The organism is Pseudarthrobacter sp. MOO13 (assembly GCF_058267655.1).
This window is the reverse complement of sequence record NZ_CM177848.1, coordinates 3,299,044-3,320,744: the sequence shown is the minus strand read 5'-3', so window position 1 is coordinate 3,320,744 and position 21,701 is coordinate 3,299,044. Positions and strand designations below refer to the sequence as shown.

Here is a 21,701-nt window from a genome sequence, read left to right as displayed (position 1 = left end):
GAACGCTTCGCCCTATTCCGGGACTACCAGGGCGGGCGTATCCTTCTTGAGCGTTTCGCCGCGGAAGAAGCCCGGGTGCGTGCGGGACATGACCAGCATGACGACGGCGCCCAGGGCCAGGATGCCTACGCCCAGGATGAACACCAGGCCCACGCCGAAGACCTCGGAACCGCTGCCGAACTCGGGCGCCAGGCTGTCCACGGCGGTCTGGACGAAGACCACGAACAACCCCACGCCGCCCACCACCGGGCAGACCAGCCTGAACACGAAGTGGCGCACACTGTTGAACAGGCTGTGCCGGAAATACCAGGTGCAGGCCAGTGCGGTGAGGCCGTAGTAGAAGCAGATCATCAGGCCCAGCGCCAGGATGGTGTCGTTCAGGACGTTGTCGCTGACCACATGCATCACCGCGTAGAACCCGGCGGAGACGACGCCGGCCGCAATGGTGGCGAAGCCCGGCGTTGCGAACTTCCGGCTGATCCGGCTGAAGGGTTCCGGCAGGGCGCCGTAGTGGGCCATCGCCAGCAGGCTGCGGGACGGTGACATGAACGTGGACTGCAGGGAAGCAGCCGAGCTGGAGAGCACCGCCAGGGACATCAGGATGGCGAACGGGCCCATGATGGGAGAGGCCAGCGCCGTGAAGATGTTCTCGTGGTTCTCGGCGTTGTTCAAGCCGTTGCCGGTATCTCCCACGCCGGCGAACATCATGGTGGCGATGCTGACCAGGAGGTAGATGGCCAGGACGATGACCGCGGTGAGGGTGCCTGCCACGCCGGCGGTCTTTTTGCCGTTGGCGGTTTCCTCATTGACCGTCAGGCAGACGTCCCAGCCCCAGTACACGAAGATCGACAGGGAGATGCCGGCGGCAACCTGGCCGAAGGTCTCGATTTTGGTGACGTCGAACCAGTCCCAGCTGAACGGGATGGCGGTCTCCGAGGTGGACCAGTTGGCGAATGCCATGGCGACGAAGAGGCCCAGCACCAGCAGCTGGAATCCCACCAGGCTGTACTGCACCATTTTGGTGGTGTGCATGCCGCGGTAGCTGACCCAGACGGCCAGTGCCACGAACACGAAGCACGTGACGACGTTGAGCGCCTTGTTGTCCGCCAGGTCTGCCAGCTCGGCGGAGCCTGTGACCTGGGACAGGAAGAGATAGAAGAAGTCGACGGCGACGCCGGCCAGGTTGGACAGCACGATGATGTTGGCGGCGAGCAGGCCCCAGCCACCCATCCAGCCGATCCAGGGGCCGAACGCTTTGGTGACCCAGGTAAAGGTGGTGCCGCTGTCCGGGGAATCGGCGTTGAGTTCCCGGTAGGCGAGCGAGACCAGGATCATGGGGATGAAACCGATCAGGAAGATGACTGGCAGTTGGAGCCCGGCTTCGTTGACGGTGGGTCCAAGTGCGCTGGTAAGCGTGTAGGCGGGGGCAATGGTTGAGATGCCCAGGACGACGACGGCCAGCAGGCCGAGCTGCCCGCCCTTGAGTCCCTTGGCGCTGACGCCGCCCGTGGACGGTGCGTGGGCGTGGGGGCCGGATTTGGAGGTACTGGTGCGGATTGTCTCTGTCATGGCACCACTTTCTGAAAGGCTGTGAGACGGAGGTCACTATATGAATGGCGTTCATTTAGTATGAGGGTGCCGGCCCTGTGATGCAAGACGCAATATGAACCACATTCGTATATGACTGATTTCCTCAATTAGTAAGCTCACTGAGAAATTTCCGGATTGCCGGCCGCGGGGCAGCCCACGGCTGGTAGCGTCAGCCATATTGGACCACTTGAGGAGGATGCATGAAAGCTTCACCGACACTGACCAACAACCTGCAGGCAGTCCTGGCCGACCTGATCGAACTCCACATCCAGGGCAAGCAGGCGCACTGGAACATCGTGGGCACCAACTTCCGCGACCTGCACCTCCAGCTCGATGAGATTGTTGACGCTGCCCGCCAGTTCGCCGACGATACTGCCGAGCGGATGCGCGCCCTGCACGCCCTCCCGGACGGCCGCAGCTCCACCGTTGCCGAAACCACCAGCCTGGCCCAGTTCCCTGACGGGCTGATCAGCACTGCGGACGCCATTGAGCGGATCGTTGCCGCCATGGAAGCCGCTGTGGGCACCATGCGCAAGGTCCACGACGAGGTGGATGAGGAAGATCCCACCTCCGCGGACCTTTTGCACGAGTTCATCGCCCGGCTCGAGCAGTTTGCCTGGATGGTGCAGGCTGAAAACATGAAGCCAACCGCCAAGGTGACCACTGCCGACTCCAAGTAGGCCGAGCGTCCCGCACGAGGGCGCCCGGTACCGGAACTCATCCGGCGCCGGGCGCCCTTTGCGGTCCCCGTGCGGTCAGGTGGCCTTGGGTACCTTCCGCAGCACGACGGCGGCGAGGACTGCCGCCGTCGCCATCAGTACCAGCCCAATTGCCGCCGTGATGTGCACGCCGGAATCGAACGCCGCCGCCGCAGCGTCCCGGACCGCGTCCGCCAGCGGACCGGGCAGGACGGCGGCCGCTTCCATGGCGCCGGCCAGCGTTTCCCCCGCGTTGTGCAACGAGGCGCCCGGGAGCATGCCATCCAATCCGGCCGGGAGGCGCAGGTTGTGCTGGTAGGAGGCCGTCAGGATGGAGCCAAGGACGGCCGTCCCCAGCAGTGAGCCCACCTCGTAGCCGGTTTCGGAGATCGCCGCGGCGGCCCCTGACTTTTCCGGCGGCGCGGAGCCGAGGATGAGGTCATTCGAAATGGTCTCCGCCGTCCCCACGCCCATCGCCAGGACCAGGAGCGCTGCCAGCAGCAGCGCGGGTCCGCCGTCGTGGTTTCCAAACGCCACCAGGGTGTATCCCGTGGCGCTGAACGCCAGCCCCGCCGCTACCACGTACCCAGGGCGGACCTTGCGAACCAGCGGCACCACCACCAAGCCGGCCGCCACCGTGGCTGCCAGCGCCGGAATCATCGCCACGCCCGCCGCTGACGGGCTCAGGCCCTCAAGGAGCTGGAGGTGCTGGGCAAGGAACAGGATGAAGCCGTTGAAGGAAAACAGGGCCAGGATGTTGGCGCTGATGGCCATGCTGAACACCCGGTTCCGGAACAGCGACATATCCAGCAGGGGGTGTTCCAGGCGGTGCTGGCGCCGCACGAACACCACGCCCATCGCCAGGCCGAACGCCATGCTGCTAAGGCCCGCCAGGCCCGGACCTTCGGTGGCAACATCCTTGATGCCGTAGACCATGGGGACCATCACCAGCATGGACAACAGGATGCTCGGGACGTCCACTCTTCCCGGCGACGGGTCCTTGGATTCCGGGATCAAAGTCCGGCCCAGTGCCAGCAGGGGAACCATCAGGGGCACCGCCACCAGGAACACGGCGCCCCACCAGAAATGCTCCACCAGCCAGCCGCCGAAGATCGGCCCCAAGGCTGCGCCGCCGGAGAATCCGGCAGCCCAGATGGCGACGGCCATCCGCCGGCGGTTGGGCTCCGGGAAGATGTTGCGGATCAGCGACAAGGTGGAGGGCATCAGCATCGCCCCGAAGAACCCCAGTGCGGCCCGTCCGGCGATCAGCCACTCCGCGGAGGGCGCAAAAGCCGTTGCGGCGGACAATCCGGCAAAGCCCGTGCTGCCGATAATGAGCAACCGGCGCCGCCCAATCCTGTCGCCAAGGCTTCCCATCGATACCAGGAGACCGGCCAATACCAGTGGATAAGCGTCAATAATCCACAACACGTGCACGCCGGAGGGTTCCAGGGCGCGGGTGATGGCGGGCAGGGCGAATGTCAGGGCGGTATTGTCCACGGCGACGAGCAGTACCGGGAACATCAGCAGCCCCAGTGCGAGCCAGTCGCGCCGCGGGGACCGCCCGGCCGCTCCGCCGCTGCGTGCAGGCGCCGAGGTCGAAGGGGAAGTCGTCATAAAATAACTATACCGTCCAGACGGTACAGTTTAAAACCTTGCCGTTTCCCTTTTCGACGCCGGCGGAAGGCATGATGGGAAGCATGCCCCGAAAGCCTGTAGCCCGTGATGCGGTCCTTGACGCCTTCGAAACCCTCTTGATCGACGTGGGGGAGCGGGCGGCCACGCTCGACGCGGTGGCCAAAAAGGCAGGCGTGTCCAAGGGGGGACTGCTGTACCACTTCCCCAACAAGGAAGCGCTCATCGAAGTGCTGCTGGACCGCCTGGACGGGCTGGCCAAAGAGGACGCCGACGCCATGGCCGCGGCCGCCGAGGGGGCGGCGGCCTACTTCATCCGCTCCTCCGTCTGGGCGGACACTCCGCTGGACCGGGCCATCGTTGCCGCCACCAGGCTGGCGGAAGTGGCGCACCAGGAAACGCGGCGCCGTTTCGCGGCCATCCAGCAGCGGTGGCTGGACGAGATCGCGGCCGACGTGGGGCCGGGGCTGGCCAAAGCGGTCTTGTATATGGGGGACGGGCTGTATTTCAACGCCATGTTGTCCGTGGGTCCGGCGCCGCAAGGGGGAGCGGCGGCTGACGTGGAGGAACTCCTGGCGGCCCTTGAGCGGCTTCGCAGGTAGCCTCCGCCATTTGCCGGGAAGGGTTGCGGCATAGGACAATGGAATGTTGTGAGGGCTGTCACCGGCCCGCATGATCCAGCACATGGCTGGTTTACAAGTGAATAGCCTTTGATCTGCGGCGGGAGAGTTCTGCCGGTGTACAGGCAGGCGCCGTAGGAGCAAATCCTCCCCAGGAATCTCGCAGGCCCCCGTACCGCCGCGGCGAGGCGCCTCTGGAAAGCAGCAGGCGGTTCCCATGACCCCCAATCGGGGATTCGGAGCCGGTGTGCTCACCGACGGTGCAAGCGGGTCCTGCCAGGCAGGCACCGCGGAAACTCTCAGGTCCAATACAGAGCGGGGAGGAACCCGAATCGCTGTGGCGTACCCTGCGCCGCCTGAGTAAATGGAGTTCCTTCGTGCCGGTTAGCCCAGCCTCCACCACTTTCGTCGACCGCCATATCGGTGCGCGCCGCCAGGCCGACGTCGATACCATGCTCAAAGCCGTTGGCTACGACACTGTCGACTCACTGGTTGACACCGCCGTCCCCAAGGTCATCCGTCAGGAATCTGCCCTTCGTCTGCAGGACGCCCTCAGCGAGGTTGAAGTCCTCACGGAACTGCGGAAGCTTGCCGCCAAGAACAAGACGGCAGTCCAGATGATCGGCCAGGGCTACTACGACACCGTGACGCCGCCGGTGATCCGCCGCAACATCCTGGAATCCCCGGCCTGGTACACCGCCTACACCCCGTACCAGCCGGAAATCTCGCAGGGCCGGCTCGAGGCACTGCTGAACTTCCAGACCATGGTGCAGGACCTGGTGGGACTGCCCATCGCCAACGCCTCGCTGCTGGATGAAGCCACCGCCGTGGCCGAGGCCGTGCTCCTGATGCGCCGCGCCAACAAGTCCGCGGGAGCGAAGGACGGCAAGACGGTCCTGGACATCGACGTTCTTCCGCAGACCATCGCCATCGTGCAGGGTCGCGCCGAGGCGCTGGGCTTCGAGGTGGAGGTCGCGGACCTGTCCAAGGGCCTGCCGGAGGGTGCCATCAATGGCGTCGTGCTGCAGCAGCCCGGCGCCTCCGGCCGGGTGTGGGACCAGTCCGCCGTCATTACCGCTGCCAAGGACCGCGGCGCGCTGGTTACGGTGGCTGCGGACCTGCTGGCCCTGACACTGATCACACCTCCGGGCGAGCAGGGCGCGGACATTGCCGTTGGCTCGGCCCAGCGCTTTGGTGTGCCGTTGTTCTTTGGGGGGCCGCACGCCGCCTACATGGCTGTCCGCAAGGGCCTGGAACGTTCCCTGCCCGGCCGCCTGGTTGGGGTGTCCAAGGACGACGCCGGCGTTCCCGCTTACCGCCTGGCTTTGCAGACCCGCGAGCAGCACATCCGCCGCGAGAAGGCCACGTCCAACATCTGCACCGCCCAGGCGCTGCTGGCCATCGTTGCGTCCATGTACGCGGTATACCACGGCCCGGACGGGCTGAAGGCGATCGCGGAAACGACGCATGGCCACGCCCGTACCCTCGCCGCGGCGCTCAAGGCCGCCGGCCTGGATGTCCTGCACACTTCCTTCTTCGACACCCTGACGGTCCGTGTTGCCGGCCGTGCGTCAGCAGTGATTTCCGACGCCGAGGCCCGCGGCATCAACCTGCGGCCCATCGACGCCGACACCGTAGGCATCTCCCTCGACGAAACCACGACGCCGGCCATCGTCGCGCAGGTCGCCGACGTCTTCGGCGCCCCGGTTGCCGAGGGACACAGCGAGGGCCAGGGCTTTGGGCTGGAGGCCGGCGTCGAGCGTTCCTCGGCCTACCTGCAGCATCCGGTGTTCAACACGCACCGGTCTGAAACCCAGCTGCTGCGTTACATCCGGAAGCTCTCGGACCGTGACCTGGCGCTGGACCGGACGATGATTCCGTTGGGTTCGTGCACGATGAAGTTGAACGCGACGGCTGAGATGGAGGCCATTTCCTGGCCGGAGTTCGCCTCGATCCACCCGTTCGCCCCGGACTCCCAGACCGAGGGCTGGCGCGAACTCATCGCCGGCCTGGTAGCGGACCTGGCCGAGATCACCGGGTATGACCAGGTGTCCATCCAGCCCAACGCGGGCTCCCAGGGCGAGCTCGCCGGGTTGCTCGCGATCCGCGGCTACCACCAATCCCGCGGCGAGCAGCAGCGCACCGTGTGCCTGATCCCAGCCTCGGCGCACGGCACCAACGCCGCCTCCGCCGTCCTCGCGGGCATGAAGGTGGTCGTGGTTGCCACCGCCGCTGACGGGACGATCGACCACGACGACCTGACGGCCAAGATCGAGGCCAACAAGGACGTCCTCTCGGCCATCATGATCACCTACCCCTCCACCCACGGCGTGTACGACTCCGATGTCCGCGAAGTCTGTGACGCTGTGCATGCTGCCGGCGGCCAGGTCTACATCGACGGGGCCAACCTGAACGCCCTGGTGGGGCTGGCCCAGCCGGGCCGGTTCGGCGGGGACGTGTCCCACCTGAACCTGCACAAGACCTTCTGCATCCCGCACGGCGGCGGGGGACCCGGCGTCGGGCCCGTTGCCGCGAAGGCGCACCTGGCACCGTTCATGCCGGGCGATGCGAACAAGGCGGCGCACGAGCCCGGGCACGGGGTGGCGATTTCGGCGTCCCGGTTCGGTTCGGCCGGGGTGCTGCCGATTTCATGGGCGTATGTGAAGCTGATGGGCGGGCAGGGCCTGACCGAGGCCACCAAGTCCGCGCTGCTGGCGGCCAACTACGTCGCGTCCCGCCTGAACGAGTACTTCCCGGTCCTCTACACCGGCGAAGGCGGGCTGGTGGCGCACGAATGCATCCTGGACCTGCGCGAACTCACCGCGAAGACCGGAGTCACGGCCGAGGACGTGGCCAAGCGGCTGATCGACTTCGGTTTCCACGCCCCCACCCTGTCCTTCCCCGTCGCGGGCACGCTGATGGTGGAGCCCACCGAGTCCGAGGACCTGGCCGAGATCGACCGCTTCATCGAGGCCATGATCACCATCCGCAAGGAAATCGACCAGGTGGCCAACGGCGACTTCGCCGTCACCGACTCACCGCTGCGGCACGCACCCCACACGGCCGCCGCCGTCGTCTCCTCTGACTGGGACCGCGCCTACCCGCGGGAGCAAGCAGCGTTCCCGGCCCACCACAAGCAGGACAAGTACTTCCCGCCCGTCGGCCGGATCGACGGCGCCGCCGGCGACCGCAACCTCATCTGCTCCTGCCCGCCCCTCGAAGCGTTCGAGGACAGCACAGCCGGGTTCGAGAACTAGACCGCTCCGGTGGTTGAGCCGGCCGGCACCCGGTTTCGACCAGCTCAACCACCGCTCCCAAAGGACTTTCAATGACTGAGAAGTACACCGCGCTCTACGACGAGCATAAAAAGCTCGGCGCCTCCTTCACGGACTTTGGCGGCTGGCAGATGCCGCTGAAGTACAGCTCCGAACTGGCCGAACACCACGCGGTCCGCAAGGCCGCCGGGCTGTTCGACCTCTCCCACATGGGAGAAGTCTGGGTGACCGGCCCCGAGGCCGCCGCGTTCCTGGACTACGCCCTGGCGGGCAAGATCTCCGCCATGGCCGTGGGCAAGGCAAAGTACTCGCTGATCTGCAACGCCGATGGCGGCATCATCGACGACCTCATCACCTACCGCCGGCCGGCAGCGCCGGACGGCACCGACGTCTTCCTGGTGGTCCCCAACGCAGGAAACGCAGACACCGTCGCGGCAGCATTGCAGGAACGTGCCGCCCGGTTCGACGTGAAGGTGGAGGACGCCTCAGCCCGCACGTCACTGATCGCCGTCCAAGGCCCGGCAGCAGAATCGATCCTGCTGCGGCTGGTCCCGGCAGCCCGGCATTCCCTGGTGACAGGGCTGAAGTACTACGCCGCCGTCGAGGTCCCCTTCCTGGTGGGCGGTGCGGGCCTGGACCTGCTGCTGGCCCGGACCGGGTACACCGGCGAGGACGGCTTCGAGATCTTCGTGGACAACGGGGACGCCCCGGGCCTCTGGCAGGCGCTGATCGCCATTGCCGACGAGGGCCAGCTCACCCCCGCAGGGCTCGCGTCCCGCGACTCCCTCCGCCTCGAAGCGGGAATGCCGCTCTACGGCAACGAACTCTCGCTGGACGGCGACCCGTTCGCCGCCGGCCTGGGCGCCGTCGTCGCGCTGTCCAAGGAAGGCGACTTTGTCGGGAAGGCCGCGCTGGCAGCCAAGAAGGAAGCCGGTGCAGGCAGCACCTCCGGCCGCCGCCTCGTGGGGCTTAAGGGCCGGGGACGCCGGGCCGGCCGCGCGCACTACCCGGTCCTGAAAGACGGCGCCACCGTCGGTGAGGTCACCTCCGGCCAGCCTTCGCCCACTCTGGGCTACCCCATCGCCATGGCCTACGTCGACGTGGAGCATTCGGCGCCGGGAACTTCCCTCGAAGTCGACCTTCGCGGTAAGGCCGAACCCTTCGAAGTCGTCGGCCTCCCGTTCTACAAGCGCCAAAAATAGCGCCGGACAGCCGGGAGTTTCGCTTGTCGAAACCCCGCCCCACCACCCGTTTTAGTTAGGAACCAATCGCATGGCTGTTGGCGTTTTTGATCTGTTTTCGATCGGGATCGGGCCTTCGTCGTCTCATACTGTGGGGCCGATGCGGGCTGCTGCCGTTTTTGCGGAGGAACTCAAGGCCTCGGGGGTGCTGGCTCACGTGGCGTCGTTGCGGGTGGATTTGTATGGCTCGTTGGCGGCCACCGGTCATGGGCACGGGACGATGACCGCGATCCTGCTGGGCTTGGAGGGGTTTCATCCGGAGTTGATCCTCCCGGCGGAGGTGGAGGAGCGGCTGGCCGGCATTGCCGGGACCGGGACCTTGAACCTCGCCGGCGCCGTCCCGCTGCCCTATGGGGTGAAGGACATGGTGTTGCGGCCGTTAACCGTCCTGCCGCGGCACACGAACGGGATGACGTTCACCGTCACGGACGCTGACGGTGCCGTGGTGCATACCGCGACCTTCTTCTCGGTCGGTGGCGGGTTCATCGTCCGGGAGGGTGAGGAAGACGCGGCCCGGCAGGAACTGGAGGAGTCCAAGAAGGAGCTTCCGCTGCCGTTCCGGACCGCCGCGGAACTGCTGGAGCACTGCGCAGCGACCGGGCTGGGAATCGCTGATGTGATGCTGGTGAACGAAAAAGCCTCCCGCGGGGAGGAGGAGATCCGGGCCGGGTTGCTGCACATCTGGTCCGTGATGGAAGCCTGCGTGGCGGCCTCGTTGAAGCGTGAGGGGGTGTTGCCGGGCGGCTTGAAGGTCCGCCGCCGCGCCCCTGACTGGTTTGAGCGGTTGAAGAAGGAATGCGCCGACGGGCAGGACACGGACCAGGACGCCGCGTGGGACGCGGGCCCGTTCGATCCCCGGTATTGGCAGGAGTGGGTTAACTTGGTGGCGTTGGCCGTGAACGAGGAAAACGCGTCCGGCGGCCGGGTGGTCACCGCCCCGACGAACGGGGCAGCCGGGATCATCCCTGCGGTGTTGTTCTACGCCCTGCACTTCGCTCCCGGCATGGACAAAGCCACCGGCGCTGACCGCGATGACGTCGTGGTCAAATTCCTGCTCGCCGCCGCCGCCGTGGGAGTCCTTTACAAGGAACAAGCCTCGATTTCCGGGGCCGAGGTCGGCTGCCAGGGCGAGGTGGGGTCCGCGTCCTCGATGGCCGCCGCTGGCCTGGCCGAGGTCATGGGGGGCACCCCGGCGCAGGTGGAGAACGCCGCTGAGATCGCAATGGAACACAACCTGGGCCTGACCTGCGACCCGATCGGCGGGCTGGTGCAGGTGCCCTGCATCGAACGGAACGCGATCGCTGCCGCGAAAGCGATCAACGCCGCGAAAATGGCGCTCTGGGGCGACGGGACCCACCGGGTCTCCCTGGACGAAGTCATCATCACCATGCGCGAAACCGGCAAGGACATGTCCCACAAATACAAGGAAACCGCCATGGGCGGCCTCGCCGTCAACGTCGTCGAATGCTGACCGCAGGCGCCTCTTCCCGGAACCCGGCGCCCACTCCCTAGTTGTAGGCGGCGGCCCACCAGTTCAAGGAGGCGGCAAACACCAGCCAGGAAATGTACGGCAGCAGGAGTAACCCGGCGGTCCGGCTGATGGGACCAAAATAGAGAACGGTGACTCCGACGGCGGCAATGAGCGCCAGGATGATGCCAAGCCCAAACCACAGTGCAACGGTTCCAAAAACGGGGTAGAGGGCAAAGAACGCAGGGGTCCAGGCAAGGTTAAGGAGCAACTGGATCCCGTAGGCGGTGAGGGCGCTCCGGGTCCGCTCCGTCCGTTTGCGCCACACCAGCCAGCCGGCAACAGCCATCGCCGTGTAGAGGATTCCCCACACCGGGCCAAACACGCCGTTGGGCGGAGACCATGGCGCCTTGTCCGCCGTTGCATACCAGCCGTTGACGTTGCTGGCCGACGCCAATCCGCCCAGCGCCGCCACCAGCAAGGACGCCACCAGGAAGGCGGCGAGCCCGGCGATTTGGATCCCGGCGCCATAGGGCCGTCCGCGCTCCGCGGAAGTGCTGCTCTGGTCCCGGTCCGGCCTCATCCTCCAACCCTTGCGGACCCGGGGCAGCCCCGTCAAGGCGCCGCCCCGTGGACGGTCGGCGCCATGCCAGGCATCGCCGGGAGAAAGGCTCCAGCGGCTGAGGCTTTAGACTTGATGCTGCATGTCCGCACGCATCCAGACCCACCGAAACCGCGCACAAACCCGATTGGACACGGCCCCCTTGCGAGAATTCACCGCACGTTTTGCCACAGCCGAGGAAATTGAGAACTGGGACAAGCACGTCACGGCCAACCCCAACGGCGGCAACATGCTGCAGTCCGCCGCCTACGCATCGGTCAAGAACGGGTCCGGCTGGAAAGTCCGCTTCCTTGTCCTGGAAGCCCCGGGAAACTCCAGTTACAACCTGGTCCTGGAAAAGTCATTTCCGGTCCTGGGTCGGCTCTGGTATCTCATCAAAGGCCCTGACGTTGCCGCCGCCGCGGACCTGAAAGCCGCCCTCGAAGCCTGCGCGGCCTTTGCCCGCAGCCGGAAACTGAACGTCTTTACCATCAAGGTGGAACCGGACATCATCGACACCGCCGAGGCGCACCGGGACATCCAGGCCGCGGGCCTTGTCAAAGCCCCCAATATCCAGTCCAACGACTCCACCGCGCTGCTGGACATTTCCGGCAGCAGCGAGGACGTGTTCAAAGCGATCTCCTCGCGCGCCCGGAACGCCATCCGGCGCGCCGAACGCGAAGGCTGCCAGGTGGTACGGCAGGAACAAGGCCCGGAAACCTACCGCGCCCTCTACGACCTGATGGCAGACACCGTCAACGCCAAGGGCTCCATGCCCCTGCGCAGCTACGACTACTACGCCAAGTTCTGGGACGAATTCTGCAACCGTGGCCAAGGCAACTTCTTCTTCGTCTATGAGGATGGAAGGCCCAGCGTCGGAGCCTTCGTGATCAACTACGGTGCCAAGGCAACCTACAAGGACGGCGGGTCCACCCAAAACCGCAAGCAGTACGGCGACTCGCATTTGGTGCAGTGGGAAGCCATCCGCCGCATGCAGGAACTCGGCTGCACCGAATACGACTTTTGCGGCACCCCGCCTGCGGCCCGGATCAAGGACAAAACCCACAACCTGTACGGGATGGGAATGTTCAAGACCAGCTTCACCAAGACCGTCACCGACTTTGTGGGCTGCTACGACTACGTCCTTTCCCCGCTGCGCCACAAGCTCTGGACCAGTGGCGGCGAAAAGGTGCTCCGCCGGATTGAAACCGCCCGGACCGGCCAGCAGTTCTACTGACCGGCATCCCGTGGGATGCATCCACCGCAGCCCACGGCCGGACCGTACGTCCCGTGCAGCCCGCCCCGAACACCGTCCGCCCAGCGCGTGCCCACCAGGCCGCGAAGAGTCCCGAAGAAGGTCACCCCTTGAATCCTGTTTCCGCCGCTACCGGACTTGAATATGCCACGCTCAGCGACGCCGAGTTTGAGGCCTTCGCCGTAAAGCACCCGCAAAACAGCTTCCTGCAGTCCATCGACTTTGCCCGTTTCCAGCGCGCCCGGGGCCAGCAGGTGGAACTCTTCGGCGTCCGGCGCGGCGGCGAACTCGTCGCCGCCGGCAAGCTCAACTACTCGACCACCAGGCTTGGCTACACCATCTGCGAATGCGCCAAGGGCCCCCTCATGGACTACGAGGACCGCAACCTGGTGAGTGGCGTCGTCGAACTCCTCCGCAAGCACGCCGCCGGCCGCAAAGCCGCTGAACTGCGGATCTCCCCGAACATCAGGTACATCGCACGGGACGCCGACGGCGCCGAGCACCCGGACGTCGAGGACAACCGTCCGCTCGTGGCGGACCTGGAGCGGCTCGGGTTCCGGCACCAGGGCCTGGATATGAACTTCGTCAACGTGAACTGGATGTTCATCAAGAGCCTCGTCGGAATCCAGGACGCCGAAGAACTCATCATGGGCACCAGTTACCGGACCCGGAAGGCCATCCGCAAGGCCGAAAAGAACGGCGTCTTCCTGGAACAGGCCACGCTGGAAACCCTGGACGACTTCTACGGGGCGTTGAGCCGGGCCGGGGACGAAAAGGGATTCACCTACCGCGAGCGCGCCTACTACGAGCACCTGCTCAGGACCACCTCGGCGGAATTCACCAAGCTCATGATGGCCAAGATCGACATCCCCGCGTACCGGAAATCCATCACCGAGCGCCTGGCAGCTGAGTCTGCCACCGCCGCGGAGCTCCGGCGTGAAGTGGAAGAAACGGGCAGCAAGAAGAAAGCCAACCGGCTCAAAGTGGTCCAGGACCTCGTGGACAGCTACGAGCGGAGCCTCAAGGACATCGAGAGGTTCCCGGATTCGGTCGGGACCGCCACCGTGGCAGCCATCCACTTCGTCTGCTACGGCGATGAGGTGGTGTGCGTGATCGGCGGCACCGTCCAGGACTACATCTACTTCAACGGCGCCACCTCACTGTACTGGGGCATGATGCTGCACGCCCTGGAGAAGGAATACCCGCGGTACAACTTCTACGGCACGTTCGGCATCTCCGGACAGGACGAGGAGGGGCACGGCGGCTACGAATTCAAGAAGGGATTCGGCGGCGAAGTGGTCCAGCTGGTGGGCGACTTCACCATGCCCGTACGGCCCGCGGTCTTCCATGCCAACCGGCTGGCCAGATCAGCCGCCGCCGCTGCCCGTACCCTGCTTGGCAAGCTGCCACTGAAGCGCGCAGCCTGACCGTCCACACACCGCGCAGAGGGAGGAACCGGGCATGACCGACCGGCACGAACGGCCAGGGTCCAGGCCGAAGACTGACGGCCTGCCCAAGACTGAGCCGCTGACCCCTGCCCAGATGCGGCAGGACGCAGCCGCCCGGAGGATGCTGCGGCGCCTGGTGCAGGGCGAGAACCCGCCCACCGCCCCCTTGAGCATCGTGGACCGCCTGGCGGGCAGCCCCTACGCCAACCCCACCATCCAGGTGGGCGGTGTGGACACATCGGCCCGCAAGACCCTGGACTTCGCGCTCCACCTGGCAGAGACCATGTTCCGCTATGGGGCGGGCGCCCTGGAGGTGGAGACCAGCATCATCGCCGTTACGGCCGCCCTGGGCCTGAAGAACATCGAGGTGGACATCACCAACCAGTCCGTGGGCATCAATTACGCCCCCAAGGACCAGACGCCCATCGCCCTGCTGCGCGTGGTGCGGTCCTGGACCAACAACTACGCCGGCCTGGCCAAAGTCCACCAGCTGGTCACGGACATCGTGGCTGGCGGCGTGGGCCGCGAGGAAGCCATCCGCAGGCTCAACGAGGCCATCACCAGTCCCAAACCGTATCCGCGCTGGATGGTCACCGCCGCATTCGGTGTCTTCGCCGCCGTGTTCGTCGGTGTGCTGGGCGGCGGCGTGGTGTCCTCGGCCATCGCGTTCGTAGCCAACATCGGGATCAGCCTGCTGGCCCGGCAACTGGGCCGCTGGCGGGTCCCGGACTTCTTCACCACGGCCAGCTGCTCGTTCGTCGTCACCATCCTTGCCTTGCTGCTCTGGCAGTTCGGCCTCACCGCGTCACCGTCGATCGTGGTGGTGGGCGGCATCCTGCTGCTGCTGCCCACCGGACGGCTGGTCTCGTCCGTACAGGACGCCATCAACGGCTTCCCGGTCACCGCCGCGGGCCGGTTCCTGTCAACCCTGCTGACCTTCGGTGCGATCGTGGCCGGCATTGCCGTGGCCTTCGTGGTGGGGGAGCTGACAGGGCTGCAGCGGATCGACGTCACGCAGACCTTCCCACCCGCCTACGATCTGTGGGTCCTTATCCTGTTCGTGGCCGCTGCGGTGATGGCCATCGGCATCACCGAGCAGACCACCTGGCAGCTCCTGCTGCCAACGGCGGGAGTGGGCGTGGCAGGCTACCTGGTGCTGCTGGGCGGCGGCCTGCTGGGGATCGGGGACCGCTTCGCCCCGGCGCTGGCGGCCGTTGTCATCGGCCTCCTGGCACGTGTGGTGGCACTGCGGATGGGCGCGCCGCAGCTGGTGGTGGCTGTGCCCGCGGCGCTGATCCTGCTGCCAGGGCTCACCATCTTCCGGTCCATGTATGTGCTCACGGTCGAGGAATCGGAAATCCTGAACGGCGCGGGCGGCATGCTCAGCGCCGGCGCCATCGTGCTGGGAACAGCCGGCGGGATCGTCCTGGGCGACGTGCTGGCCAGGCCCCTGACCCGCAGCCTGGCGAGCAACGAGCGCCGCCGCGCCCGGCGGCGCTAGATTTGCCCTACCGGCAACTTCTTCTCTGCCTGGAACACGTCTTCCACGCGGCCCTGCGCCCAGTACCCGGACAATGACACCTGGCGCCGCTCCAGGCCGCGCTGCTTGAAGAAGACCTCGCGCAGGGACTTCATGTAGCCCCGCTCGCCGTGGGCAAAGACATCCACGGTGCCGGCAGGCCACTCCGCGCCCGCCACGGCATCCACCAGCAACGTGCTCGAGCCCGCCGGGACTTCGCCGCGGACCAGCCACCGGACCTCGAGTCCGGCCGGAGCGTTCAGGGGCTGGATGTCGGCCTCGGCCCCGACTTCCAGGAAGGCCAGCCCCACTGCGGTGGGAGGAAGTGCCTCGATGGACGCGGCAATGGCCGGCAGGGCGGCCTCATCACCGGCGAACAGATACCAGTCAGCCTCGGGATTGGGGTTGTACGCACCGCCCGGGCCGGTAAAGGTGAGCGTCTCGCCGGGCCGGGCGTTGGCCGCCCACGGACCGGCCAGGCCTTCGTCGCCATGGACCACGAAGTCGATGGCGAGCTCCTTGGCCCCGGGATCCACCCAGCGGAGCGTGTAGGTGCGGGTATACGGCCACTGCTCGCGCGGCATGGTTTCCCGGACCGTCCACAGATCCAGGGGGGAGGGATAGTCCACGCCGGGCTGTGGGAACACGATCTTTACATAACGGTCCACGAATGCGTTGTTGACGAAGTCCCTGAATCCGTCCCCACCTGCGATGACCCGGACCATGTGCGGGGACAACTGCTCTTTGCGCAGTACCGTCAGGTTGACCTGGGGGCGGTTGTTTTTCGTAGCGCTGGTGGCGGCGGGGACAGTGCTCATCAGGCAAGCCTAAGCCAGGGGCGCCGGCGGGAGCTCCCAGGTTACGTCCGGCGCACCCTGTTCCCGCAGCAGCTCGTTCACACGGCTGAATGGCCGGGAACCAAAGAAGCCGCGCGAGGCGGATAACGGACTGGGGTGCGCGCTGGCGACGACGGGCGCACCGGCAAGGAGGGGCCTTACCCCCTCCGCCTCCTTGCCCCACAAGACGGCTACCAGGGGCGTCCTGGACCCGTCCGCGGCCCGACGTCCGGCCACTGCCGTGACTGCCGCCGTCGTAATGTCCTCCCAGCCCTTGCCGCGGTGGGAGCCGGCGGACCCCGCCCGGACGGTGAGCACCCGGTTCAGGAGCAGGACTCCCTGATCCGCCCAGGCGGACAGGTCGCCGTGGACGCGCGGGGAAATGCCCAGGTCGGATTCGAGTTCACGGTAGATGTTCGCCAGGCTGCGGGGGAGCGGGCGCGTGCGCGCGTCCACGGAAAAGGAAAGGCCGACGGCGTGCCCCGGCGTGGGGTAGGGGTCCTGCCCCACAATGAGGACTTTCACGCCGGCGAGCGGCTGGCGGAACGCGCGCAGGACGTTCGACGGCGGCGGGAGGACCTGGTGCCCGGCCGCCTCTTCGCCGGCAAGGAAGTCCAGCACCGACCGCAGCTTCGCTTCGACGCCCTGCAGCGCCGCCGCCCAGTCAGGCGCCATGAGCTCCGCCAGGGGCAACTTGGCCAGGTCGCTGAAGCGGGTGGCGTCCGCCGGGTCCTGCTGCAGGTCGAACAACGCATCCGATTCAAACATCGGTCCATTCTTGCAGCAGGAGCCCGCCGGTCGGGAAAGTGCGTCGACGGCCGGGCCGAATGACACTCCTGTGATTCGCCCGCTAGCATGGGGGTAAGACATTTACCGTAACCAGCGAAGGAGTGTGCCGTGGCGGAACCGGCCCGGGAACACCTGCCGGAGCAGGATCCACGGAATTCCCTGCTGGCGGATTTTCTGCTCCGTGACTCCTCCCTCACCGAGCGCGAACAGCAGATGCTGGCGCTGGAGCGGCAGTGGTGGAAGTACGCGGGGGCCAAGGAACAGGCCATCCGGGAGCTGTTCGACCTCTCCGCAACCCATTACTACCAGCTCCTCAATGCCCTGATCGACCGCGAGGATGCCCTGGCCCACGATCCCATGCTGGTCAAGAGATTGCGTAGACTACGTACGTCGCGCCACCGTGCACGCACCGCCCGCCGCCTGGGATCCGACGCTTAGCACGCCCCAGGCCGGGACCCTGGCAGCAATCAACAAGGATGTCCTTCCACCATGACCAAATACGCCCGCGATGAATTCGACAAGGTCCCCGAGGCCGCGTCGCGACAAGGTGTCCACCGGACGGCCTCGGCCCCGTCCCGGGTGCGGCTGTGGCCCATCCTCGCCGTGGGCGTCGCAGCGCTGGCGATCGGGCTGGTGTCTTTCCTGATCCTCCCCAAGCTGGGGTTCAACGCCACGGCAACCGAGGCCTTTGCCAGTGTGGAATCCACCGCGTTGGCGGGTACCGGATCCACCCCGTCCACCACGCAGGCAACCACGCCCCCGGCCGCTTCAGAACCTTCGGCCACCGCCGGGCCGTCCCCAAGCGGCAGCCCGGAGCCGACGCAGTCGGCCACCCAGCAGGCCGTCGTCGACCGGACGCAGGCAGTGGCCGTCTACAACGCGGCCGGTACCGCCGGGCTGGCCAGCCGCATTGGCGGAACAGTCCAGGCTGACGGCTGGAAGCTCGGACAGGTAGGCAACTGGTCCGGCGCACCGCAGAAATCCTCCGTGATCTACTACGCCGGTCCCCAGCAACTGGCCAGTGCCCAGGAGCTCGCCGCACTGTTGAACATCCCCACGGTCGTCAGCAGCACCGAGTTCCAGGTGCCGCTCGTGGTGGTCCTGGGCCCCGGGTACCGGTAACCGGCCGGCCTCAGTTACGCCTGCATAACGTTCCCGGCCCGGGGCCTGCCGCAGCCTGCGGCCCGTGGCGGCCTTTGGCTAGAGTGATTCCAGGCCACGGCCCGCGGGGCTGCACGCAACAGCACCGGCCCACCCGGCCGCAACGGAAAAGAGTTGGTCACCATGGCACTGGGAACCGTCAAATGGTTCAACGCTGAAAAAGGCTACGGCTTCATCACCGTTGACGGCTCCAGTGATGACATCTTTGTCCATTGGTCTGCGATCCGGGGCGAAGGCTACCGGGCCCTTGAGGAAGGACAACGGGTGCAGCTGGAGGTCGGCGAGGGCGACAAGGGCCCGCAGGCGGAAAACGTCCGGCCCGCCGAGTGAAGCCGAAGCACCGTCCCGCCGTCCGCACTGCCCTGGCCGTTTCCCTGGCAGCCGTTCTCGGCGCCACAGCCTGCTCCGGGACACGCGGAAACGCCCGGGTGGAATCCGCCGAGGCATCCGGCGACGGCGTCCTCCGGGTGGGCCTGGTCCTGGACAACACCGGCGGCAACGCTTTCCTGAACCAGCCACAGCTCGCCGCCGCCAAGCTGGCCGTCCAGGACATCAACGCAGCCGGGGGACACAAGGGCCGTCCCGTCGAACTGCTGCCCGCACACCTGGAACAGGACACCGCCGGGCAGGCAAAAGCCCTGCTCGCCGCCAAGGCGGACGTGGTCATCGGACCCACCGACTCCAGCCATGCGGAGGCAGCCGTAGGCGTCCTGTCCCGCGCGCACATACCGCTCATCTCCCCGGCCAACACCGCTGCCGGCCTGACCGGAATGGCCAGCGGCGGCTACTACTTCCGCACCGCGGCGGCCGACGTCGCGCAAGGGCCTGTGTTGGCCAAACTCGCCAAGGACGCCGGGGCTGCCACCGTCAGCGTGCTGTACCAGGAAGGCACCTACGGCAAGGACCTGCAGGCCGCCGTCACGGAAGCGGCAAAGCAGTCCGGGCTTAGCGTCCTTCCCGGTGCCGGCTTCACGACCGGGGACGCCGCGGCGGCAAGCTCCATCGCCAAAGCCAAGCCGGACGCCGTCGTCCTGATAGCCCGTGAGGGCGCCCAAGGCGCACTGGCCGCGCTGAACGGTACCGGCGTTGGCGGTTCACGCATCGTCATGAGCGACGGCGCTTTCGCCCGCTACGGCTCAGGCCTCGGTTCCAAGGTCTTGGATGGCGCCCGCGCGGTGGTACCGGGACAGCTGCCTTCCGCCGCCTTCCAGCAAAAACTCCTGGCGGTGGACCCGTCGCTGAAGGACGTCTCCTACGCTGCCGAGACCTACGACGCCGTGACCCTGGCCGCGCTGGCAGCGGCCCGCGCGCAGGACGACGCCGGCCGCTCGATCGCCGCCAACCTGATCCCGGTATCGGGCGGAACAGCGGCACCAGGCGCCGGAACGGCCGCTGCGCCGTGCGTGACCTACAAGGCGTGCCTGGGCGGTTTGGCTGCCGGCCCGGACATCAATTACGACGGCGAGTCGGGCCCCATTGCCTTCGACGCGAACGGGGATATCACCGTGGCGTCCTTCTCCGTCTTTACATACGGGCCGGACAACCTGCCCACTCCGAGCGGCCGGGAGACAGCCGGACATCAGGGCTGATCGCCCTCGGCGAAGCGACCGCCGCCAGCAGCCCCTCCGGTGTCTTTTCGCTTGCACTCTCACCGGGGGAGTGCTAATTATGGAGTTAGCACTCTGACGTACCGACTGCTAAGCAACGCCCGGTTCCGGCCGGCCGCGCAAGGCACCGGTCGAAGAGCGAAAGAAACACCTCACTTCAGTGAGATCCCCAGGCGGAGGCATACAGAGGCCGCTGTCGAAGGATCGTCCGTCGCGGGCACTGCAGCGAAGGTTCATTCTTAACGACTGTCCCGAAAGGACTACTGCCGTTATGGCCAAGATCATTGCATTTGATGAAGAGGCACGCCGCGGCCTTGAGCGTGGCCTGAACACCCTCGCCGACGCCGTTAAGGTCACCCTCGGCCCGCGTGGACGCAACGTCGTCCTCGAAAAGAAGTGGGGCGCCCCCACGATCACCAACGATGGTGTTTCCATCGCCAAGGAGATCGAGCTGGACGACCCCTACGAGAAGATCGGCGCAGAGCTGGTCAAGGAAGTTGCCAAGAAGACGGACGACGTCGCCGGCGACGGTACCACGACTGCGACGGTGCTGGCCCAGGCGCTGGTCAAGGAAGGCCTGCGCAACGTTGCCGCCGGAGCCGACCCGCTGTCCCTCAAGCGCGGCATCGAGAAGGCCGTTGAAGCCGTCACCCGCGAACTCCTGGCCTCCGCCAAGGAAATCGAAACCAAGGAAGAGATCGCGGCCACCGCCTCCATCTCCGCCGGTGACGACGAAATTGGTGCCCTCATCGCCGAAGCCCTGGACAAGGTCGGCAAGGAAGGCGTCATCACGGTCGAGGAGTCCAACACCTTCGGCCTGGAGCTTGAACTCACCGAAGGCATGCGCTTCGACAAGGGCTACATCTCCGCCTACTTCGTCACCGACGCCGAGCGCCAGGAAACGGTCCTCGAGGATCCGTACATCCTGATCGTCAACTCCAAGATCTCCAACGTCAAGGAACTGGTTGCTGTCCTCGAAAAGGTCATGCAGTCCAACAAGCCGCTGCTGATCATCGCCGAAGACATCGAGGGCGAGGCCCTGGCCACCCTGATCGTCAACAAGATCCGTGGCACCTTCAAGTCCGTTGCCGTCAAGGCCCCGGGCTTCGGCGACCGCCGCAAGGCACAGCTGGCAGACATCGCCGTCCTCACCGGCGGCCAGGTCATCTCCGAGGAAGTCGGCCTTAAGCTCGAGACCGCAGGCCTCGAACTGCTGGGCCAGGCCCGCAAGGTTGTTGTCACCAAGGACGAGACCACCATCGTCGAGGGTGCAGGCGACGCCGACCAGATCGCCGGCCGCGTATCCCAGATCCGCGCCGAGATCGAGAACTCGGACTCCGACTACGACCGCGAGAAGCTGCAGGAACGCCTGGCCAAGCTGGCCGGCGGCGTTGCAGTCATCAAGGCCGGTGCCGCCACCGAGGTTGAGCTCAAGGAACGCAAGCACCGCATCGAGGACGCCGTCCGCAACGCCAAGGCTGCGGTTGAAGAAGGCATCGTCGCCGGTGGCGGTGTTGCCCTCATCCAGGCCGGTGCCAAGGCATTTGCCAACCTGCAGCTCTCCGGCGACGAAGCAACGGGCGCCAACATCGTCCGCGTTGCCATTGACGCCCCGCTGAAGCAGATCGCCTTCAACGCCGGCCTCGAGCCCGGCGTGGTTGTCGACAAGGTCCGCGGCCTGCCCGCAGGCCACGGCCTGAACGCAGCCACCGGCGAGTACGTCGACCTGCTGGCAGCCGGCGTGAATGATCCGGTCAAGGTCACCCGCTCTGCGCTGCAGAACGCGGCGTCCATCGCCGGCCTGTTCCTCACCACCGAAGCCGTAGTGGCAGACAAGCCCGAGAAGGCTTCTGCTCCCGCCGGTGGAGACGACATGGGCGGCATGGGCGGCATGGGCGGCTTCTAAGCCCACTGCCGGGACCTGTCCCGCTGACACAAAATGCGGCCCCCTCCTTGGG

The 21,701-nt window shown here is 66.4% G+C and carries 18 protein-coding genes and 1 riboswitch; of the genes, 13 read left to right on the top strand and 5 right to left on the bottom strand.

The features are described from left to right. Positions 1-12: 12 nt before the first annotated feature. Positions 13-1,569 carry an APC family permease gene (locus AC4EEO_RS15145; RefSeq protein WP_018762119.1) on the bottom strand — a complete coding sequence of 519 codons (1,557 nt, stop codon included), beginning with the start codon at positions 1,567-1,569 and terminating at the stop codon, positions 13-15. Between the two features lie 221 nt (positions 1,570-1,790). Between AC4EEO_RS15145 and AC4EEO_RS15140 the strand changes: the two genes are divergently transcribed. After that, positions 1,791-2,270, top strand: coding sequence for a Dps family protein (locus AC4EEO_RS15140; protein ID WP_018762120.1), 480 nt, complete (start codon positions 1,791-1,793; stop codon positions 2,268-2,270). A gap of 75 nt (positions 2,271-2,345) precedes the next feature. On the opposite strand, the gene AC4EEO_RS15135 is transcribed toward AC4EEO_RS15140, so the two are convergent. Next, the gene (locus AC4EEO_RS15135; protein ID WP_491339197.1) at positions 2,346-3,905 is read right to left on the bottom strand and encodes an MFS transporter; all 1,560 of its coding nucleotides are present in this window, start codon (positions 3,903-3,905) and stop codon (positions 2,346-2,348) included. A gap of 83 nt (positions 3,906-3,988) precedes the next feature. Between AC4EEO_RS15135 and AC4EEO_RS15130 the strand changes: the two genes are divergently transcribed. The 4 genes from AC4EEO_RS15130 to AC4EEO_RS15115 all read left to right on the top strand — a co-directional run bounded on the left by AC4EEO_RS15130 (position 3,989) and on the right by AC4EEO_RS15115 (position 10,530). Next, positions 3,989-4,525: a TetR/AcrR family transcriptional regulator gene (locus tag AC4EEO_RS15130; RefSeq protein ID WP_109863889.1), complete on the top strand. Its 537-nt coding sequence runs from the start codon at positions 3,989-3,991 to the stop codon at positions 4,523-4,525. 109 nt (positions 4,526-4,634) lie between these two features. Beyond that, a riboswitch (glycine riboswitch) is annotated at positions 4,635-4,731 on the top strand. Positions 4,732-4,920: 189 nt separating this feature from the next. Next, positions 4,921-7,800, top strand: coding sequence for an aminomethyl-transferring glycine dehydrogenase (gene gcvP / locus AC4EEO_RS15125; RefSeq protein ID WP_491339196.1), 2,880 nt, complete (start codon positions 4,921-4,923; stop codon positions 7,798-7,800). 71 nt (positions 7,801-7,871) lie between these two features. Next, positions 7,872-9,020, top strand: coding sequence for a glycine cleavage system aminomethyltransferase GcvT (gene gcvT / locus AC4EEO_RS15120; protein WP_133832535.1), 1,149 nt, complete (start codon positions 7,872-7,874; stop codon positions 9,018-9,020). Between the two features lie 70 nt (positions 9,021-9,090). Then, complete coding sequence (locus AC4EEO_RS15115) at positions 9,091-10,530, top strand: L-serine ammonia-lyase (protein WP_491329348.1); 1,440 nt, start codon at positions 9,091-9,093, stop codon at positions 10,528-10,530. A 37-nt stretch (positions 10,531-10,567) separates the two neighbouring features. Here AC4EEO_RS15115 and AC4EEO_RS15110 read toward each other — a convergent pair whose 3' ends face one another. Then, complete coding sequence (locus AC4EEO_RS15110) at positions 10,568-11,110, bottom strand: TspO/MBR family protein (RefSeq protein ID WP_491329349.1); 543 nt, start codon at positions 11,108-11,110, stop codon at positions 10,568-10,570. A 121-nt stretch (positions 11,111-11,231) separates the two neighbouring features. On the opposite strand from AC4EEO_RS15110, the gene AC4EEO_RS15105 reads away from it, so the two are divergent. The 3 genes from AC4EEO_RS15105 to AC4EEO_RS15095 all read left to right on the top strand — a co-directional run bounded on the left by AC4EEO_RS15105 (position 11,232) and on the right by AC4EEO_RS15095 (position 15,332). Further along, positions 11,232-12,365: a lipid II:glycine glycyltransferase FemX gene (locus tag AC4EEO_RS15105; protein WP_133832532.1), complete on the top strand. Its 1,134-nt coding sequence runs from the start codon at positions 11,232-11,234 to the stop codon at positions 12,363-12,365. A 128-nt stretch (positions 12,366-12,493) separates the two neighbouring features. Further along, entirely contained in the window at positions 12,494-13,810 is a 1,317-nt protein-coding gene (locus AC4EEO_RS15100) for a peptidoglycan bridge formation glycyltransferase FemA/FemB family protein (RefSeq protein ID WP_491329350.1), read from the top strand. A 34-nt stretch (positions 13,811-13,844) separates the two neighbouring features. Next, positions 13,845-15,332: a threonine/serine exporter family protein gene (locus AC4EEO_RS15095; protein ID WP_018762129.1), complete on the top strand. Its 1,488-nt coding sequence runs from the start codon at positions 13,845-13,847 to the stop codon at positions 15,330-15,332. Here the strand turns inward: AC4EEO_RS15095 and AC4EEO_RS15090 are convergent. Next, positions 15,329-16,168, bottom strand: a complete 840-nt coding sequence (locus AC4EEO_RS15090) for a siderophore-interacting protein (RefSeq protein ID WP_018762130.1) — start codon at positions 16,166-16,168, stop codon at positions 15,329-15,331. The two genes, AC4EEO_RS15095 and AC4EEO_RS15090, sit on opposite strands and share 4 nt — an antisense overlap. Before the next feature lie 9 nt (positions 16,169-16,177). Further along, entirely contained in the window at positions 16,178-16,954 is a 777-nt protein-coding gene (locus AC4EEO_RS15085; protein ID WP_491339195.1) for a uracil-DNA glycosylase, read from the bottom strand. A 129-nt stretch (positions 16,955-17,083) separates the two neighbouring features. Here AC4EEO_RS15085 and AC4EEO_RS15080 point away from each other — a divergent pair, with 129 nt between their 5' ends. The 5 genes from AC4EEO_RS15080 to groL all read left to right on the top strand — a co-directional run bounded on the left by AC4EEO_RS15080 (position 17,084) and on the right by groL (position 21,649). Further along, entirely contained in the window at positions 17,084-17,413 is a 330-nt protein-coding gene (locus AC4EEO_RS15080) for a DUF3263 domain-containing protein (protein ID WP_018762132.1), read from the top strand. 51 nt (positions 17,414-17,464) lie between these two features. Beyond that, the gene (locus AC4EEO_RS15075) at positions 17,465-18,097 is read left to right on the top strand and encodes a LytR C-terminal domain-containing protein (protein WP_491339194.1); all 633 of its coding nucleotides are present in this window, start codon (positions 17,465-17,467) and stop codon (positions 18,095-18,097) included. Positions 18,098-18,259: 162 nt separating this feature from the next. Beyond that, a complete protein-coding gene (locus AC4EEO_RS15070) occupies positions 18,260-18,466 on the top strand; it encodes a cold-shock protein (protein WP_123059240.1) in 207 nt (68 codons plus the stop codon). Next, positions 18,463-19,725 carry an ABC transporter substrate-binding protein gene (locus tag AC4EEO_RS15065; RefSeq protein ID WP_491339193.1) on the top strand — a complete coding sequence of 421 codons (1,263 nt, stop codon included), beginning with the start codon at positions 18,463-18,465 and terminating at the stop codon, positions 19,723-19,725. The genes AC4EEO_RS15070 and AC4EEO_RS15065 overlap by 4 nt, the downstream gene beginning before the upstream one ends. A 289-nt stretch (positions 19,726-20,014) precedes the next feature. Further along, positions 20,015-21,649 (top strand): chaperonin GroEL, encoded by a 1,635-nt coding sequence (gene groL / locus AC4EEO_RS15060; RefSeq protein ID WP_018762136.1) that lies wholly within the window; start codon positions 20,015-20,017, stop codon positions 21,647-21,649. Positions 21,650-21,701: the final 52 nt, after the last annotated feature.

Coding starts and splice junctions, on each gene's coding strand:
- groL (WP_018762136.1), top strand. CDS start 20,015: ATGGCCAAGATCATTGCATTTGATGAAGAGGCACGCCGCGGCCTTGAG.
- AC4EEO_RS15110 (WP_491329349.1), bottom strand. CDS start 11,110: ATGAGGCCGGACCGGGACCAGAGCAGCACTTCCGCGGAGCGCGGACGG.
- AC4EEO_RS15115 (WP_491329348.1), top strand. CDS start 9,091: ATGGCTGTTGGCGTTTTTGATCTGTTTTCGATCGGGATCGGGCCTTCG.
- AC4EEO_RS15070 (WP_123059240.1), top strand. CDS start 18,260: ATGGCACTGGGAACCGTCAAATGGTTCAACGCTGAAAAAGGCTACGGC.
- AC4EEO_RS15095 (WP_018762129.1), top strand. CDS start 13,845: ATGACCGACCGGCACGAACGGCCAGGGTCCAGGCCGAAGACTGACGGC.
- gcvT (WP_133832535.1), top strand. CDS start 7,872: ATGACTGAGAAGTACACCGCGCTCTACGACGAGCATAAAAAGCTCGGC.
- AC4EEO_RS15085 (WP_491339195.1), bottom strand. CDS start 16,954: ATGTTTGAATCGGATGCGTTGTTCGACCTGCAGCAGGACCCGGCGGAC.
- AC4EEO_RS15130 (WP_109863889.1), top strand. CDS start 3,989: ATGCCCCGAAAGCCTGTAGCCCGTGATGCGGTCCTTGACGCCTTCGAA.
- AC4EEO_RS15090 (WP_018762130.1), bottom strand. CDS start 16,168: ATGAGCACTGTCCCCGCCGCCACCAGCGCTACGAAAAACAACCGCCCC.
- AC4EEO_RS15105 (WP_133832532.1), top strand. CDS start 11,232: ATGTCCGCACGCATCCAGACCCACCGAAACCGCGCACAAACCCGATTG.
- AC4EEO_RS15135 (WP_491339197.1), bottom strand. CDS start 3,905: ATGACGACTTCCCCTTCGACCTCGGCGCCTGCACGCAGCGGCGGAGCG.
- AC4EEO_RS15145 (WP_018762119.1), bottom strand. CDS start 1,569: ATGACAGAGACAATCCGCACCAGTACCTCCAAATCCGGCCCCCACGCC.
- AC4EEO_RS15075 (WP_491339194.1), top strand. CDS start 17,465: ATGACCAAATACGCCCGCGATGAATTCGACAAGGTCCCCGAGGCCGCG.
- AC4EEO_RS15140 (WP_018762120.1), top strand. CDS start 1,791: ATGAAAGCTTCACCGACACTGACCAACAACCTGCAGGCAGTCCTGGCC.